Genomic DNA, 14945 nt, shown 5'->3' with positions numbered 1-14945 from the left:
CGCGCCCGGGGCGCGCATCGGCGCCAGCGGTTCAGGGGCGATTCAGCCGCTTCGACAGATCGGCGACGAGGATCGCCATGCGCGCGGGCTTTTCGTAGCACGCGACGTCGTAATCGCGGATCACCTCGCTGATCTCCGATTCGCTGGCCTTGCCGGTCAGCAGCTCGCCGGTCAGCACGAAGATCGGCGCGTCCGGGTTCTCCGATGCGCGCACCGCGCGAATCGCGGCCGCCGAGGTCTGCGAGCCGAACAGCCAGTCGATGATCACACCGTCGAACACCTGCGTTTGCAACTGCTCGCTGAAGGCCGCGAGCCCATAGATCGCGACCGCCGCGAAGCCGCTGCGCTCCAGATAGTCGCGCAGGTTATCGGCGCTCGCGCAATCGTCGTCGACGACCGCGATGCAAGGCTTGTCGGTTTCGGCGCGGCGCGGATAGATCTCGATCTTGTGGACTTCATAGGCGCTCTGATACAGCGCGCCATCATGTCGCGAGACACGCCATTGACCGAGCCGCGAATAGGCGACGAATTCCGGACGGCTGCCCGGTTCTAGCGCAGCGCCGACCCACGCGGTACAGGCGATTTCGGTCGCGCCGATGCAGAACACCGCCTCCTGGGCGATCGCGCCGACCACGCCCGGATCGAGCGACTGCGCGCCGAACAGCTGCGCCGCCGGTTCGTCGAATACCTCGGCGACTTTCTTGATCTGCGACAGCGTCCATGGACTATTGCCGCGCAGTTTGCGGTGCCCCTGAGAAAAACTCAGATCGAGGATGCGGCATAGCTCCGTGGTTTGCTGGCGCTTGCCGATTCCATGCCGGCTCATCAACTCGCGCACGCGCTCGGCAACCGCGATGGAGTCCGGTGAGTGTGTTTCGTTGGCCATGCTGCGTGAAAATCCGCGAGTTAAAAGGTACAGGTGGTACGCGGTCGACAGGCGCAAGCCGACCTTGCGCATGCAATGCGCATGAATCGGCCACGCGGGGACAGCAAATGTACCGTAAAAAAATTCACTGTTTATGATTTTGTCAGACCGTCGCCGAGGCCGCTAATGCAAGCGACGCAGCCGTCGCGCGGGTGACTTTTGATGCATTGAGCATCAAAAAGCATTCTACCGGTGAAACGATGACGAAACCGTAGGGAATCCACGAATGAGTTGTGCGCAAGCCAACGGTTCCGGCTTCTGGCCGCAAAGCGTTCAACTCGCCGGCATCGTGTCGAGCCGGGCCGCCGAGTTTTGAAGTCCCTTGAAAATCCGCTCGGCGACCTTGCCCGGAAAGCGCTCGGGCAACGCCGCCGACACCCGCTCGATCACGCCGGGCGTCTGCTCGATCAGACGCTGGATCAGCGGCTCGGCGTTGGCGCCGTACGAACACTTCAACGCCATCGCGTTGAAATGACGCCGCTGCACGTCGCGAAACGCATCGTGCTTGCTGCGCGACCACAGACCCATCGCAAGCCGCGCCTTGTACCACGACCACTGGTTCGGGCCATTGCCTTCGACCGGCCAGATCGACATCACGTCGTATAGCGGCGTCAGACGGTACTGGCCGCCCGCGAGCAGACGGATGCTGAAGTTCTTCGCGTGGCCGTCCGGCGCGGCCAGCATCCAGAACAGGATCTGGCTCGCGAGCAGGGTCTCGAGGTCCTGCCGCGCATCGACCGACTGCTGCAGAATCCGCGCGAGATCGAGCACGCCGGGGCCGCCCTCGTTCTCGTACTTGCGATGCGACGGCACGCCGTACACCTGGCAGAAATCTTCCTGCGGCAAACGCAATAGCCAGCTGCCGCTCGAATGCATCTGCCGGTCGAAGCGTTCGACGGCGAGCACGCGCTGCTGGCCGAAGCTGAGCACCTCCGTGTTCGCGACCGGCAGGCCGAACTCGCGCAGAATCCGCATGCACAGCCACTCGTTTTCGACCGACGTGCTCAGATCGGCGAGCCGGTTGCCGACTAGCCCCAACGGCAGCTTGAAGATATGCGTGGTCGGCGTCGCGCCGTGCGGCCGCTGCCATTGGCCGTCGTGCCACAGCAGCGCGGTTTTCTCCTGCGCGCCGGCGAGCGAGATGCGGAAGTCGTCGGGTTCGTCGGGCGCGCCGAGCGTCGGTTTGCCGACCGTTTGCGCGAGCAGCGCCTCGATGTCGTCGTCGGAGAGCGGCGTGCCTTCGATGCGCTGAACCCCGGCCGGCGCGTCGTCTTCGCCGAGCAGTTGGACCGCGCCGACGCAGTCGCGGCCGATGGCCCGCAGCAGGTCGAACGCGTCGAGCGTTTCGGTCCGGTAGCGCTGCGCGATGCGTTTGCGGATAGCGTCGCTGTCGGGCAGCAGGTTGTCGAAGTAGTTGAGCACCCGCGGCCCTTTGTGCGTCATGTTGCCGGGCGTGAACGGCAGCGACAGCGACAACGGACGACCCGCGGGCGACGCGATCCAGGCGGCGTCGTAGGCGAACTCCATCGGACCACGCGCGGGCAGGCGCCAGACGCCGACGCGCTCGCCGTTGGCCCAGACCGACAATGCCTTCGAGGCGGTTTGCCGGGCCATCTCACCACTCGACGTTCGGTGCCGGCTCGGCGCTCGGCTGATTTTTGTCGCGCAACTGCAGTTGCAGGCCGTAGGCGCCGCAGAGCGCGAGCAGCTGCGTAAGCGTGAGCCCGCTCGCATCGGTTTCGAGCGCGGAAATGCGGCTTTGGCTCACGCCGACGCGCGCGGCCGCCTCGGTCTGCGTGAAGCCGGCCTGGCGGCGGCTGGCCGCCAGCAACTGCGCGAGCTGGTCCGACGTGGTGATCAGATGGAGCATAGCGGATTATTTGCGAGACGAATAAACGCAATTTATGCGTTACACGAATATTTGTCAAATATTTGCGTGACAGATAATCGACGAATATCCGTGTGACGGATAATCGCGGAATCCGGCAGGAGCCGGCGCGTCGTCGTCCCGGCTGCGACCAGCAGCGGTGCCGAACTCACGCGGCATTGCGGACAATGGCCGCCACTGCGAAGATGACGCCCACGTCTCCAACCCGCCCAACCAATGACCACGACTTACCCGCTGCACTCGACCTTCACGCCCGCCGACCAACCGTTTCCCAGCCGCGCCGACGTCGTGATCGCGGGTGCCGGCATCATGGGCTGCGCGGCCGCTTATTACCTGGCGCGGCGCGGCCTGTCGGCGGTGGTGCTCGACAAGTCGCGGATCGCCGGGCAGCAGTCGTCGCGCGCGTGGGGCTTCGTGCGCCAGCAGGGTCGCGAAGCCGCCGAGGTGCCGCTGATGATGGCGTGTATTCCATTGTGGAAAGAACTCGAGCGTGAGCTGAATTTCGATCTCGAATGGCGCCAGGGCGGTTGCCTGTATGTCGCGACCAATGACGAAGACTGGACTTCGTTCCAGCAATGGCTCGAAGTCGCGCGTCAGTATGGCCTCGACACCCGCACGCTCGACCGCGGGCAGATCGACGCCGTCGTCACCGGCATGCAGGGGCCCGCGCTCGGCGGCCTATACACGCCGAGCGACGGTCAGGCCGAACCGCGCCGTGCGGCCGCGGCGTTCGCGGCGCGCGCGGCCGAAGCCGGCGCGCAGTTTTTCGAGGGCTGCGGCGTGGTCGGCGTCGAACGCGCGGGTGGCGCGATCGCCGGCGTGGTCACGGAGCGCGGCACGATTCGTACCTCGCGTTTGATCTGCGCGGCCGGCGCGAGCAGTTGGCGGCTCCTCAGGACGCTCGGTCTCGAACTGCCTCAGCAGGCGGTGCGCGGTACCTGCATGCGCACCAATCCGCTGCCGCCGATCACGGCGTCGACGTTCTGGGGGCACGGCCTCGGCATCCGGCAGCGCGCGAACGGCGCGATCAACCTCGCCGACGACATGCAGGTCGACGTCGACATGACGCTCGGCCATTTCCGCGCGCTCAAGTGGTTTTTGCCGGAACTGTGGACGCAGCGCGAGAAGTTCAGCTTCCATCTGAACGGCGCCTGTCTGCGCGATCTGCGCGAGCGTCTGCCGGGCGGCGTGCCCGACGCCGAACGTGTGCTTTATCCGCGCGACCCGCATCCGCAGCCTAACCCGAGCCACGCGCCGCGCGCGCTCAACAAGCTGCGCGCGCTGTTTCCGGCGTTGCGCGACGCCCAGGTGGTCGAGGCGTGGGCCGGGCTGATCGACGTGTTGCCCGACGGAATTCCTGTGATCGATGCGCCGCCGCAGGTCGCTGGCCTGACGATTGCGACCGGTTTTTGCGGACATGGGTTCGCGATGGGGCCGATCGTCGGCAAGCTGCTCGCTGAACTCAACGATGGCGGCAACGCGTCGCTCGATCTGTCGGCGTTCCGTTTGCAGCGTTTCTTTGACGGCACGATGAAGCGGCCGCGCAGCATGCTTTAACCGCGCGCAACGCAACCCGACCCGGTACAACTCAACCTGACCGATACCAGCGATGACCGAACCCGTTCTCCGCCACGCCGATGTTCCGTACTACACGCAATGGGGCAGCCCCGAGTGGGTGCGCGACATCGTCGAACAGCGGCGCGATCCGTGTGACGACCCGCACTGGCAGCGCAGCGGTTTCGCCGACCCCGAGCACTATCGTTTCTGGGCGCAACGCCTGTGCGGGCTGACGTGCCTTGAATCGGCGCTCGACTACTGGGGCATCGATCACGCGCCGCGCGCCGCATTGCTCGACGACGCGCTGCGGCACGGCGTGTATCGGCTGCGCGACGATGGCGGTGTCGAGGGGCTGATCTACCGGCCGTTCGCCGACTGGGCGGGCCCGGCCTTCGGCCTCGATATCGACGTGCTGCCGCAGGCGTCGCTCGAGGAGATCGCGGCGCGGCTCGACGCGGATACGCTCGCGATCGTGTCGGTGAGCCCCGAGATCCGCTATCCGGAGCGGCCGAACCTACAGCGGGGCGGTCATCTGATCCTGCTGCACGGCCGGGATCGCGACGGCGTGTGGTTCCATAACCCGTCGGGCGTCGCGCCGCATCAGTCCGACGTGTACCTGCCGTTCGCGACGATGTCGCGTTTCTATGCGGGGCGGGGGATGACGCTCGGCCGCTGCACGAGCTAGCTGGCGCGCTGGGCATCACGCGGCCTTCGCGATTCGGGTCTGCTTCCTGCTGAGGCAGCATCTTCGACGTGCGACCTATCGGATCTCCCATGAATCGAGCCTTCCGCCTGCTTGCTGCCAGCCTCGTCGTGCTCGACGCTGCCAGCGCCGCGCAGGCAGCAACCCGCGAAGAACAGGCCCATGCTTGCCGTCATGATGCGTTCCATTTCTGCGCCGCGGAGATTCCGCACCGGGCGAAGATCATCGCCTGCATGAAGCGGCACCTCGACGAACTGAGCCCGGCGTGTCGGGCGATGTTCGGCAACGGCAACGGTAACGGCAACGGCAAGAACGGCGACCAGAACCGCGACGGTAACGGCGGGAAGTAGCCGCCCACACGACTAGTCAATTTTCTTGCGCTCGGTTACGGTGACGCCATGCCCACTCCATCCACCATTGGACCGTCCCGCCCATGACCCGCCCGACCACGCAGATCTTCGACGCCGCCGCCACCGCGCGGCTGATGCCTTATGCGGCGCTTGTCGACGCATTGCGGCGCGCAAGCATCGACTACGCGCAACGACGCATCGTGAGCCCCGAGCGGCTCGTCGTGCCGCTGAACGCCGGCGGCATCATGCTGTCGATGCCCGCCACCGCGCCCGATCTGGCGATCCACAAGCTCGTCAACGTGTGCGCGAGCAACGGCGCTCGCCATCTGCCGACGATCCACGGCCAGGTGATGGCCTTCGATGCCGATACCGGCGAGACGCTGTTCGTCCTCGACGGTCCGACCGTGACCGGCCGTCGGACCGCGGCGATGTCGATGCTCGGCATCGCGACGTTCGCCGCGCGCACGCCGCGCGAATTCCTGCTGATCGGCACCGGCACGCAGGCGCTCAATCATCTGGAAGCGATCGGCGAACGGTTTCCCGACGCGTGCGTGTGGGTCAAGGGCAGCACGCCTGCGCGCGCCGAAGCGTTCTGCGCGGCGCAACGCGGCAAGGCGCGGGAGTTGCGGCCGCTCGCGGAAACCGGCGCGACGATTCCGGCTTCGATCGAGGTCGTGATCGCGTTGACCACGAGCAAACAGCCGGTCTACGACGAGACGGCGCGCGCCGAGCGGCTCGTGATCGGGATCGGCGCTTTCACGCCGCAGATGGTCGAGATCGGCGCGACGACGATCGCGGGCAGCGCGCTGTTCGTCGACGACGAGGCCGGCGCGAAGCACGAGGCCGGCGATTTCATCCAGGCGGGCGTCGACTGGGCGCGGGTGGGCGGGATCGCCGCGGTGCTCGGTAAGACGCAGCCGGTGCCGGCGGGACCGGTGGTATTCAAGAGCGTCGGCTGCGCGGCGTGGGATCTGGCCGCGTGCCGGGTAGCGCGAGACGCGCTGGCGCGCGGCTGACCGTCGGCAGTCCACCCGCCAAAATCACGCAAAATATCCCGAAAAAACAACCGCGTGGCGCGCAAGCTTGGCAACTTGCGCTAACCTGCGGCAGATGTTGCCGTGCAAACTATCTCAAAACGTTGCACCATAGAAGTTTGCCGGAAAAAGCGCCATACCGGACGTGAGCCATAGCCCGTCCGCCCGCCGCCGATTCCTGATCGACGCCTTCCCCCTAGACGCTGCGACCGTGCCATGAAGACCCAACAAGCTCCTGCCACACCCGACCTGCCGCTCGACATGATCATCTTCGGCGGCACCGGCGACCTGTCGTTCCGCAAGCTGCTGCCCGCGCTGTACATGGCGCATCTGCACTGCAACCTGCCGCCGGACACCCGCATTCTGACGATCGGGCGCAAGCCCTGGTCGCGCGAGGAATACATCAGCGAATTCATGGAGCAGAAGGCCAAGCCCTTCATCGACAAGAAGGCGTTCGATGCATCCGCGTGGGACAAATTTCTCGCGATTTTCGAATACGTGCGGATGGACGTCGATTCGCGCGAAGACTACCTGCGTCTGAAGGAAGCGTCGCGCGACGGCGTGAACCGCGTGTTCTATCTGGCGACGTCGCCGGATCTGTTCACCAATATCTGTGACAACCTGTCGGCGGCCGGGCTCGTCGACAGCCATTCGCGCGTGGTGCTCGAAAAGCCGCTCGGCCACGATCTCGCGTCCGCGCAGGAGATCAACAACGCGGTCGGCAAGCATTTCGAAGAATCGCAGATCTACCGGATCGACCACTACCTCGGCAAGGAAACCGTGCAGAACCTGATGGTGCTGCGCTTCGGCAATCCGATTTTCGGGCCGCTGTGGCAGGCGCCGTACATCAAGAGCGTGCAGATCACGGTGGCCGAAACGGTCGGCGTGGGCACTCGCGCGGGGTTCTACGACAAGACCGGCGCGCTGCGCGACATGGTGCAGAACCACCTGCTGCAACTGCTGTGCATCGTCGCGATGGAGCCGCCGGTGTCGCTCGATCCCGACGCGGTGCGCGACGAAAAGCTGAAGGTGCTGCGCTCGCTGCGGCCGATGACGCCCGAGGACATCGCCCGCGACACGGTGCGCGGCCAGTACACGGCGGGCGCCGTCGATGGCGAGGCGGTCAAGGGCTACCTCGAAGAAGAAAACGTGCCGGCGGGCAGCCGCGCCGAAACCTTCGTCGCATTGCGCGCGCGGATCAACAACTGGCGCTGGGCCAACGTGCCGTTCTTCCTGCGCACCGGCAAGCGGATGCAGAAGAAGCTGTCGGAGATCGTCATCGAATTCTCCGAGCTGCCGTTCTCGATCATTCCGAGCAATGGACGCACCTACGGCAATCGTCTGGTGATCCAGTTGCAGCCGGAAGAGTCGATCCAGCTGCAGGTGCTCGCGAAAGAACCCGGCAGCGGCATGCATATGCTGCCGGTGAACCTGAACCTGGACCTGCAGCAGGCGTTCACCGAGCGTCGCGCGGAAGCCTATGAGCGGCTGCTGATCGACGTGATTCGCGGACGGCTGACACACTTCATGCGCCGCGACGAACTCGAAGCGGCATGGGCGTGGGCCGAGCCGATTCTCGACGGCTGGGCGAAGTCGGGCGAGCGGCCGCGCTCGTATTCGGCGGGCACGTTCGGACCGGCGGCATCGACCTCGCTGATGACGCGGGAGAACGCCGTGTGGGCGGAGGAAGCGCAGTAATGGGCCTTTGACGGCGCGCTATTCGAGGCGGCTCGCGACGTTGCAGTGGCGTCGCGAGCCGCTTTTGCTTGCGCTGTCGTTGCGTTGATTGTTCGTCATTCACATGGCTTGCGCCTATGATGGTTTCCTTGTCCGCGTCATTCAGCGGCATTTCAAAGGAGGCATCGATGAGGCGAATTCTCGTGGCATTAATCTGGGCGGCAAGCGTGGCAATCACACTCGATCTCACGGCTTACGCCAGCACCGGTGTCAATGCCCGAAGCGATCCGCCGAAGGTGATCATCGACAGCGACTACAACACGCTCGGCGACGACGGGCAACTCGGCGTGATGGCCGCGCAATTGCAGGCGCAGGGTTCGCTGAAAGTGCTCGGCATTACCGTGGTGTCCGGCAATCAGTGGCTCAAGCAGGGTGTTGCCGATGCGTTGAAATCGGTCGAGCGGCTCGGTGTCGAACAACAGATCGGCGTGTATGCGGGCGCGAATTACGCGCTGTCGCACGACTTCACGACGATCCAGCGGGAACTGAAAGAATTCCCCGGCGGGGACGGTTACATTGGCGCATGGAGCAAGCCCGAGCCGAAATCGGCAAGCGAGCTCGTCGCGCCCCCGGATGGCTTCGCGACGCACACCAAGGTGCGAAGCCAGAGCGCGATCGACTTCATCGCCGAATCGGTGAAGCGCTATCCGGGCGAGGTGACGATCCTCGCAATCGGCCCGCTGACCAACATCGCGTTGGCCACCCGCGAGCACCCCGAAATCGTGCCGCTGATCAAACGGATCATCTACATGGGCGGCGCGATCGACGTGCGGGGCAATACCACGCCCACTGCCGAATTCAACTGGTGGTTCGATCCCGAAGCGGCGAAAACAGTGCTGCATCTGCCGATCAAACAGACGGTGATTCCGCTCGACGTAACGAATACCGTGCAAATGGACAAGGCGCTTTACGACCGCATTGCACACGATCCGGCGAAGCAGACCATCATCACGCAACTGTTCAGGACGCTGAACGGTTACGGCTACGACGGCAAGAACGGCTTCGAGACCAATCCGAACTACACGACGAACATCTGGGACACGCTGACGCTCGCGTATCTGATGCATCCGTCGTTCGCGACGCAGACCGTCGAGGAATGGGTGGATGTGGATACGGGCATCGGCGCCAACGATGGCAAGGCAACGGGCTACACGAGTTCGCCGCCGCCGGGTTTGCAGAAGATGACGATCGTCAAATGTTTTGATAATCCGGCGTTCTTCAATTTCTATGTCGATCTGTTGACGAGGCCCGTGCCGGTGCGGCCGATCGACTAAGCAACGCGCGAGCGCCGCGCGCCCGCACCCGCTTTATGCGGGATGCAGGCCGCGCAGCAACTGACGCACGCGCGACAGATCCTGCTCGACGTGGCCGGCCTTCTCGAACAGCTCTGCGAGCCAATCGACGAACGCGCGCACGCGCGGCGACACGCGGCGGTTTTTCACGTACGCGACCGAGACCGGCATCGGCACGGGTTTCCATTGCGGCAGCACTTCATGCAGCAAGCCCGAGTCGAGGTAAGGCTGTGCGGCGATGCGCGCGGGCTGGATCATGCCGAGGCCTTGCAATCCGCAGGTGAGGTACGCCTGTTCGTCGCTGACCTGCACGAAGCCGTTGAGCTTGATCTTGCGCGCTTCGCCGTCCACTTCGAAATCGAAGTCGCATTCGCGGCCGCTATGCGGCGACACGCAGTTGACCGCGACGTGCGCGCGCAGCTCGTCGAGATCGGCTGGCGTGCCGTGGCGGGCCAGATAGGCTGGACTCGCGCAGGTGACCTGATCGAGCGTGCCGAGTTGGCGCGCGACGAGATTGGAATCGGGCAATTCACCGAGCTGGATGCTGCAGTCGATTGCTTCGGAAACCATATCGACGGTGCGGTTGCTGACGCCGATCGCGAGATCGAGGTTCGGGTAGAGGGCGTGGAACTCGTCTAGCGATGGAAGCACGATTGCGCTTGCTACTGCGCTCGGCATTTCTATGCGCAGGCGGCCGGTCAGGTTGTCGGTCGAGTTGCGGATGCTGGCTTCCATTTCGTCGATGTCGGCCAGTATTTGCGCGCAGCGTTCGTAATAGGCGGCGCCTTCTGGTGTGATGCTCAGGCGGCGCGTCGTGCGGACTAATAGCGCTGTTCCTAGCAAGGCTTCCAGGTTCTGTACGATCGTCGTCGCGGTTGCGCGCGGAATGTTCAATGACTCCGCTGCGCGGGTGAAGCTGTTGGTGTCCACGATTCGGATGAATGTGCGCATTGCAGTTATTCTGTCGATCACTGGGATGCTCCAAATGAGGTTTCTCTTTTTTTGCCTGCGGCGGGTGGTTCGTCTTTGTTCTTTGCGGTGTTGGCCTTTCCTTGATTTGTTGTCGGTCTATTAGCGTTGCCCCTGTGCGGGGCGGCACCTACTTTCTTTGCTGCTGCAAAGAAAGTAGGCAAAGAAGACAGCTCAAACCGCTAATTCTTAAGCGGGCACCGTGCCCCACACGCGGCAGTGGTGCATCTGGAATCCGTACCCCCGCACATTCGACGGCAGTGACAAAGCCGTCATCCATCCCACTCCGCACTACGTGCGTCGCGGACCGGTATGCAGGGGAAACCAGTGTGTTTTTTGTGTTAGTGGGGCCATCGGCTGCGCCTCGGCGACACGCCGAACCGACCAATGGTTTGAGTACAGTGTTTCGGCGCGCGCAGCGCCGCCGGAAGAATGACAGCCTTGTCACTAACGCGGAATGTGCGAGGGCACGGATTCCAGATGCACCACTACCTCACGCGGACCGAGGGACCCGCTTATGAGCTTGCGGTTTGAGCTGTCTTCTTTGCCTACTTTCTTTGCAGCAGCAAAGAAAGTAGGTGCCGCCCCGCACAGGGGCAACGCTAATAGACCGACAAGAAATCAAGGAAAGGCCAACACCCTAAGAACAAAGAAAAAGCGCGAAGGCAAAGAAAACACAACAACAAAACAGAACCCCGCGCCGCAGGCGCAAAAACAGCCACCCGCTGCGCGGCAAACAAGCAGCTATTACTTCCGCATTGAATCCATATCAATCACAAACCTGTACTTCACATCGCTCTTGAGCATCCGCTCATAAGCCTCATTGATCTTCTGCATCGGAATCATTTCAATATCCGAAGTAATGCCATGCTCCCCGCAGAAATCGAGCATTTCCTGCGTCTCGGCAATACCGCCAATCAGCGAACCAGCAAGGCGCCGCCGCTTAAAAATCAGATTGAACACCTGCGGCGACGGATGATCGTGCTCCGGCGCACCGACCAAGGTCATCGTCGCATCCCGCTTCAGCAGATTCAAAAACGGATTCAGATCATGCTGCGCCGCCACCGTATTGAGAATGAAATCGAAGCTATTCACATGCGCTTCCATCTCCTGCGGATTCTTCGAAACAACAACTTCATGCGCGCCAAGCCGCTTCGCATCCTCGATCTTCGACGGCGACGTCGTAAACAGCACGACATGCGCGCCCATCGCCCGAGCCAGCTTCACACCCATATGGCCGAGTCCGCCGAGGCCGACAATCCCGACCTTCTTGCCCGGGCCCACGCCCCACGTGCGCAGTGGCGAATACGTGGTGATGCCCGCGCACAGCAGCGGCGCGACACCCGCGGGGTCGAGATTCTGCGGCACGCGCAGCGTGAAAGCCTCGTCGACGACGAGTTGCGTCGAATAGCCACCGTACGTGATCTGTCCGTCGACGCGATCGACACCGTTGTACGTGCCCACCCAGCCGTTCTCGCAATACTGCTCGAGACCTTCCGCGCAGCTCGAACAGGTGCGGCACGAATCGACCAGACAGCCGACCGCGACCAGTTCTCCGACCTTGTACTTCGTTACGTTCGGACCGACCGCGGTCACGCGGCCCACGATTTCGTGGCCCGGCACGACCGGGTAGATGGTGTTCTTCCATTCGTTGCGCGCCTGATGCAGGTCGGAATGGCACACGCCGCAGTACAGCACTTCCATCTGCACGTCATGGGCGCGCGGTGCGCGGCGCTGGAATTCAAATGGGGCGAGCGGCGTGGTGGCGTCGGTCGCTGCATAGGCATACGTCGTGCTCATGGGTAGCTCCAGCAAAGAGGGTGATGGCGCAACATGCGACGCGCCGGCGATGCGCAACACTGGGTTGCGGATGCGGCGGGCCGCAGCATGAACCGGAGTCGGGCGCGTGCATTGGTGGCCAACATCAGCGTCCAGCAGACTGATGGTGGCCAATTACCGGGCACGCTGCGCGCGGCGAAATGGGCGATCCGGCAGGGTTCCCATCTTAGGAGTCCGACACCCGCCGGGGAATACCTGATTGTCTTGAAGGTTTGCCTAAAACTCTGGAGGAGCAGCGCGATACACTGTTTGGTGCTAAATTTCAGGCATTATTCTCCTGGCTGTCACCATATCGTCATGTCCACTCAAGCTGTCGATTCCGTTACGAACGATGCGGCGCAGCGCCGCGTGCTCGAACTGTTCAACCTGCTCGCGCCGAATGCCGGCATTACGCGTTCGAGCCTCGAAGGCGTCGACCTGCTGCGCGCGAATCAGCCGATGGCGCGCAGGCCGGTGATGTACGAGCCGAGCATCGTGATCGTCTGCCAGGGACGCAAGCGCGGCTTTATCGGCGATCAGGTGTTCCAGTACGACGCGCAGCAGTACCTGGTGTTGTCGGTGCCGTTGCCGTTCGAATGCGAGACCGAAGCAAGCGAACAGGAGCCTTTTCTCGGCATTTCCGTGCGCGTCGATCTGACGATGGTCGCCGAGTTGCTGATGGCGCTCAATGAGACTCAGGGTATCGCGCAGCACGAACCGGCCGGCATCTACTCGACGCCGCTCGATCCCGCGCTGAGCGGCGCAGTGAAGCGTCTGATGGAAGCACTCGCAGCGCCGCTCGATGCGCGCATCCTCGCCCCTGGCATCGTGCGGGAAATCTGTTATCGCGTGTTGACCGGCGAGCAGGGCGGCGCGATTCGCGCGGCGCTCACGCACCAGAATCATTTTGGCCGCATCGCCAAGGCGCTGCGGCGCATTCATGCGGACTACCACGGCTCGCTCGATGTCGATACGCTCGCAGCCGAGGCCGGCATGAGCCTCGCTGTGTTTCATGCGCAGTTCAAGGCGGTCACCGCGACGTCGCCGATGCAGTACGTGAAGACTACGCGTCTGCATCACGCGCGTCTGTTGATGGTGCAGGATGGTTTGAATGCCGGCGCGGCCGCCGCGCGGGTCGGCTACGAAAGCGCGTCGCAGTTCAGCCGCGAGTTCAAACGGCTATTCGGCCTGAGTCCCGGCGACGAGGTCAAGCGCATGCGCGCCGCTCACGATGCGCCGCTGCCGCGCGCGCCCAAGCCGGTGCCGCGTTACGTGACCGCGGTCTAGAGTCCGCTGAACCAGTTGTAGCCCTGATCTTCCCAGTAGCCGCCGGGGTTCGTGTTGGTGACGAAGATCGCGGCGATATGCTTCGGCTTCTTGAAGCCGAGCTTGGTCGGCACGCGCAGCTTGAGCGGATAACCGTATTTGGCCGGCAGCGGCGCGTTGCGGAAAGCGAGCGTCAATTGTGTTTGCGGATGCAGCGCGGTCGCCATGTCGAGGCTCGAGTAATAGCGGTCCGCGCATTTGAAGCCCACGTAGCGCGCGCTCAGATCGGCTCCGATCATTTGGAGAAACGTGCGAAACGGCACACCGCTCCATTGCCCGATCGCGCTCCATCCCTCGATGCACACGTGGCGCGCGATCTGCGAAACCTGCGCAGGTGGCGCTCGCGCAGCCGCGCGAACCCGACGAGTATCAGCAACTCCTCGAATCGAATCTGGAGGAGCTGAATCGCTTGAGCCATATCGCGGAGAACATTCTGTTTCTCGCGCATGCGGATCATGCTGCGTCGTTGATCGAGCGGCAGCCGGTCGATCTGCATGGCGAGCTCGTCAGAATCGCCGACTATTTCGAAGGCCTGGCCGACGAACGCGGCATGCGTTTCGAAGTCGACGCCGCAGGCATCGCGTCGGCCAATCCAATGCTGTGCCGCCGCGCGATCAACAATCTGGTCGTCAACGCGGTGCGTTACGGCGCGGGCGACACGATCGTGCGCCTTCGCGGCGAGCAGGACCAGGCGGGCGCGCTGGTGACGGTCGAGAACGAGGGCGAGCCGATTCCGGCCGCGCAACTCGACCGGCTGTTCGATCGCTTCTATCGCGGCGACGCGGCGCGCAGCGCGTTCACGGAATCGAACGGACTCGGGCTCGCGATCTTGAAGGCGATCATGCATCTGCATGGCGGCAGCGCGCGCGTGGTGTGTCCGCTGCCGGGCGTGGTGCGTTTCGAGCTGCGCTTTCCGGGCGGGTGACTTGCGCGCGGGGTAGGTTCGGCGCCGCGTCAGACGCCGCCGCCTATACTTTTCAAAGCGCTTTGAAAGGATCGTTCGCTGCCGACCTCACCAGGAGTCGCATCATGGTCAAGCTCGCTTTGTATGTCCGTCTGGAAGCCAAGCCCGGCAAGGAAAAGGAAGTCGAGGCGTTTCTGCTCGGCGGCCTGCCGCTCGTCGAGCAGGAACCGGCCACCGCCGCGTGGTTCGGTCTGAAGCTCGGTCCGTCGATCTACGCCATTTTCGATGCGTTCGACGACGAAGCCGGCCGCGACGCGCATCTGAACGGCAAGGTCGCGGCCGCGTTGATGGAGAAGGCGGCCGAGCTGTTCGCGTCGCCGCCGAGCATCGTCAGGCTGGATGTGCTGGCAGCCAAGCTGCCGGGCTGAGTGAACTCGAACGT

The 14945-nt window shown here is 63.7% G+C and carries 13 protein-coding genes and 2 pseudogenes; 9 read left to right on the top strand and 6 right to left on the bottom strand.

Annotated elements, in window-relative coordinates; all coding sequences use genetic code 11:
- Window positions 1-31 precede the first annotated feature (31 nt).
- From AB3X86_RS28445 to AB3X86_RS28435, 3 genes are all read right to left on the bottom strand, one after another.
- Window positions 32-886 carry a helix-turn-helix domain-containing protein gene (locus AB3X86_RS28445; RefSeq protein ID WP_368598587.1) on the bottom strand — a complete coding sequence of 285 codons (855 nt, stop codon included), beginning with the start codon at window positions 884-886 and terminating at the stop codon, window positions 32-34.
- Window positions 887-1198: 312 nt separating this feature from the next.
- Complete coding sequence (locus tag AB3X86_RS28440) at window positions 1199-2539, bottom strand: type II toxin-antitoxin system HipA family toxin (RefSeq protein WP_368598586.1); 1341 nt, start codon at window positions 2537-2539, stop codon at window positions 1199-1201.
- A gap of 1 nt (window position 2540) precedes the next feature.
- Window positions 2541-2795 carry a helix-turn-helix domain-containing protein gene (locus AB3X86_RS28435; protein WP_018433135.1) on the bottom strand — a complete coding sequence of 85 codons (255 nt, stop codon included), beginning with the start codon at window positions 2793-2795 and terminating at the stop codon, window positions 2541-2543.
- A gap of 234 nt (window positions 2796-3029) precedes the next feature.
- Between AB3X86_RS28435 and AB3X86_RS28430 the strand changes: the two genes are divergently transcribed.
- The 6 genes from AB3X86_RS28430 to AB3X86_RS28405 all read left to right on the top strand — a co-directional run bounded on the left by AB3X86_RS28430 (window position 3030) and on the right by AB3X86_RS28405 (window position 9468).
- The gene (locus AB3X86_RS28430; protein WP_368598585.1) at window positions 3030-4370 is read left to right on the top strand and encodes an NAD(P)/FAD-dependent oxidoreductase; all 1341 of its coding nucleotides are present in this window, start codon (window positions 3030-3032) and stop codon (window positions 4368-4370) included.
- Window positions 4371-4422: 52 nt separating this feature from the next.
- Window positions 4423-5055 (top strand): C39 family peptidase, encoded by a 633-nt coding sequence (locus AB3X86_RS28425; RefSeq protein WP_368598584.1) that lies wholly within the window; start codon window positions 4423-4425, stop codon window positions 5053-5055.
- 89 nt (window positions 5056-5144) lie between these two features.
- The gene (locus tag AB3X86_RS28420) at window positions 5145-5423 is read left to right on the top strand and encodes a hypothetical protein (RefSeq protein WP_176123124.1); all 279 of its coding nucleotides are present in this window, start codon (window positions 5145-5147) and stop codon (window positions 5421-5423) included.
- A gap of 83 nt (window positions 5424-5506) precedes the next feature.
- Complete coding sequence (lhpI, locus tag AB3X86_RS28415) at window positions 5507-6439, top strand: bifunctional Delta(1)-pyrroline-2-carboxylate/Delta(1)-piperideine-2-carboxylate reductase (protein WP_368598583.1); 933 nt, start codon at window positions 5507-5509, stop codon at window positions 6437-6439.
- A gap of 234 nt (window positions 6440-6673) precedes the next feature.
- On the top strand, window positions 6674-8155 hold the full coding sequence (gene zwf, locus AB3X86_RS28410; protein ID WP_368598582.1) for a glucose-6-phosphate dehydrogenase: 1482 nt from the start codon (window positions 6674-6676) through the stop codon (window positions 8153-8155).
- A gap of 167 nt (window positions 8156-8322) precedes the next feature.
- Window positions 8323-9468, top strand: coding sequence for a nucleoside hydrolase (locus AB3X86_RS28405; protein ID WP_368598581.1), 1146 nt, complete (start codon window positions 8323-8325; stop codon window positions 9466-9468).
- A gap of 33 nt (window positions 9469-9501) precedes the next feature.
- Here AB3X86_RS28405 and AB3X86_RS28400 read toward each other — a convergent pair whose 3' ends face one another.
- Together AB3X86_RS28400 and AB3X86_RS28395 are read right to left on the bottom strand one after the other, a co-directional pair.
- The gene (locus tag AB3X86_RS28400; protein ID WP_368598580.1) at window positions 9502-10458 is read right to left on the bottom strand and encodes a LysR family transcriptional regulator; all 957 of its coding nucleotides are present in this window, start codon (window positions 10456-10458) and stop codon (window positions 9502-9504) included.
- 744 nt (window positions 10459-11202) lie between these two features.
- The gene (locus AB3X86_RS28395) at window positions 11203-12255 is read right to left on the bottom strand and encodes an NAD(P)-dependent alcohol dehydrogenase (RefSeq protein ID WP_368598579.1); all 1053 of its coding nucleotides are present in this window, start codon (window positions 12253-12255) and stop codon (window positions 11203-11205) included.
- 336 nt (window positions 12256-12591) lie between these two features.
- Between AB3X86_RS28395 and AB3X86_RS28390 the strand changes: the two genes are divergently transcribed.
- Window positions 12592-13560, top strand: coding sequence for an AraC family transcriptional regulator N-terminal domain-containing protein (locus tag AB3X86_RS28390; protein WP_368598578.1), 969 nt, complete (start codon window positions 12592-12594; stop codon window positions 13558-13560).
- Here the strand turns inward: AB3X86_RS28390 and AB3X86_RS28385 are convergent.
- A pseudogene (locus tag AB3X86_RS28385) lies at window positions 13557-13937 on the bottom strand (molybdopterin-dependent oxidoreductase); the annotation flags it as partial. The gene AB3X86_RS28390 and the pseudogene AB3X86_RS28385 sit on opposite strands and share 4 nt — an antisense overlap.
- On the opposite strand from AB3X86_RS28385, the pseudogene AB3X86_RS28380 reads away from it, so the two are divergent.
- A pseudogene (locus AB3X86_RS28380) lies at window positions 13931-14524 on the top strand (ATP-binding protein); the annotation flags it as partial. The pseudogenes AB3X86_RS28385 and AB3X86_RS28380 overlap by 7 nt on opposite strands.
- A 104-nt stretch (window positions 14525-14628) precedes the next feature.
- Entirely contained in the window at window positions 14629-14931 is a 303-nt protein-coding gene (locus AB3X86_RS28375; RefSeq protein WP_176384599.1) for a putative quinol monooxygenase, read from the top strand.
- Window positions 14932-14945 lie beyond the last annotated feature (14 nt).

The organism is Paraburkholderia sp. BR14374 (genome assembly GCF_040948685.1).
Taxonomy (GTDB): domain Bacteria; phylum Pseudomonadota; class Gammaproteobacteria; order Burkholderiales; family Burkholderiaceae; genus Paraburkholderia; species Paraburkholderia youngii.
This window is presented reverse-complemented; position numbering and strand designations above follow the sequence as displayed.

Excerpts from the sequence above, each read along its gene's own strand:
- AB3X86_RS28445 (WP_368598587.1), bottom strand. The coding sequence starts at position 886 with ATGGCCAACGAAACACACTCACCGGACTCCATCGCGGTTGCCGAGCGC.
- AB3X86_RS28440 (WP_368598586.1), bottom strand. The coding sequence starts at position 2,539 with ATGGCCCGGCAAACCGCCTCGAAGGCATTGTCGGTCTGGGCCAACGGC.
- AB3X86_RS28435 (WP_018433135.1), bottom strand. The coding sequence starts at position 2,795 with ATGCTCCATCTGATCACCACGTCGGACCAGCTCGCGCAGTTGCTGGCG.
- AB3X86_RS28430 (WP_368598585.1), top strand. The coding sequence starts at position 3,030 with ATGACCACGACTTACCCGCTGCACTCGACCTTCACGCCCGCCGACCAA.
- AB3X86_RS28425 (WP_368598584.1), top strand. The coding sequence starts at position 4,423 with ATGACCGAACCCGTTCTCCGCCACGCCGATGTTCCGTACTACACGCAA.
- AB3X86_RS28420 (WP_176123124.1), top strand. The coding sequence starts at position 5,145 with ATGAATCGAGCCTTCCGCCTGCTTGCTGCCAGCCTCGTCGTGCTCGAC.
- lhpI (WP_368598583.1), top strand. The coding sequence starts at position 5,507 with ATGACCCGCCCGACCACGCAGATCTTCGACGCCGCCGCCACCGCGCGG.
- zwf (WP_368598582.1), top strand. The coding sequence starts at position 6,674 with ATGAAGACCCAACAAGCTCCTGCCACACCCGACCTGCCGCTCGACATG.
- AB3X86_RS28405 (WP_368598581.1), top strand. The coding sequence starts at position 8,323 with ATGAGGCGAATTCTCGTGGCATTAATCTGGGCGGCAAGCGTGGCAATC.
- AB3X86_RS28395 (WP_368598579.1), bottom strand. The coding sequence starts at position 12,255 with ATGAGCACGACGTATGCCTATGCAGCGACCGACGCCACCACGCCGCTC.
- AB3X86_RS28390 (WP_368598578.1), top strand. The coding sequence starts at position 12,592 with ATGTCCACTCAAGCTGTCGATTCCGTTACGAACGATGCGGCGCAGCGC.
- AB3X86_RS28375 (WP_176384599.1), top strand. The coding sequence starts at position 14,629 with ATGGTCAAGCTCGCTTTGTATGTCCGTCTGGAAGCCAAGCCCGGCAAG.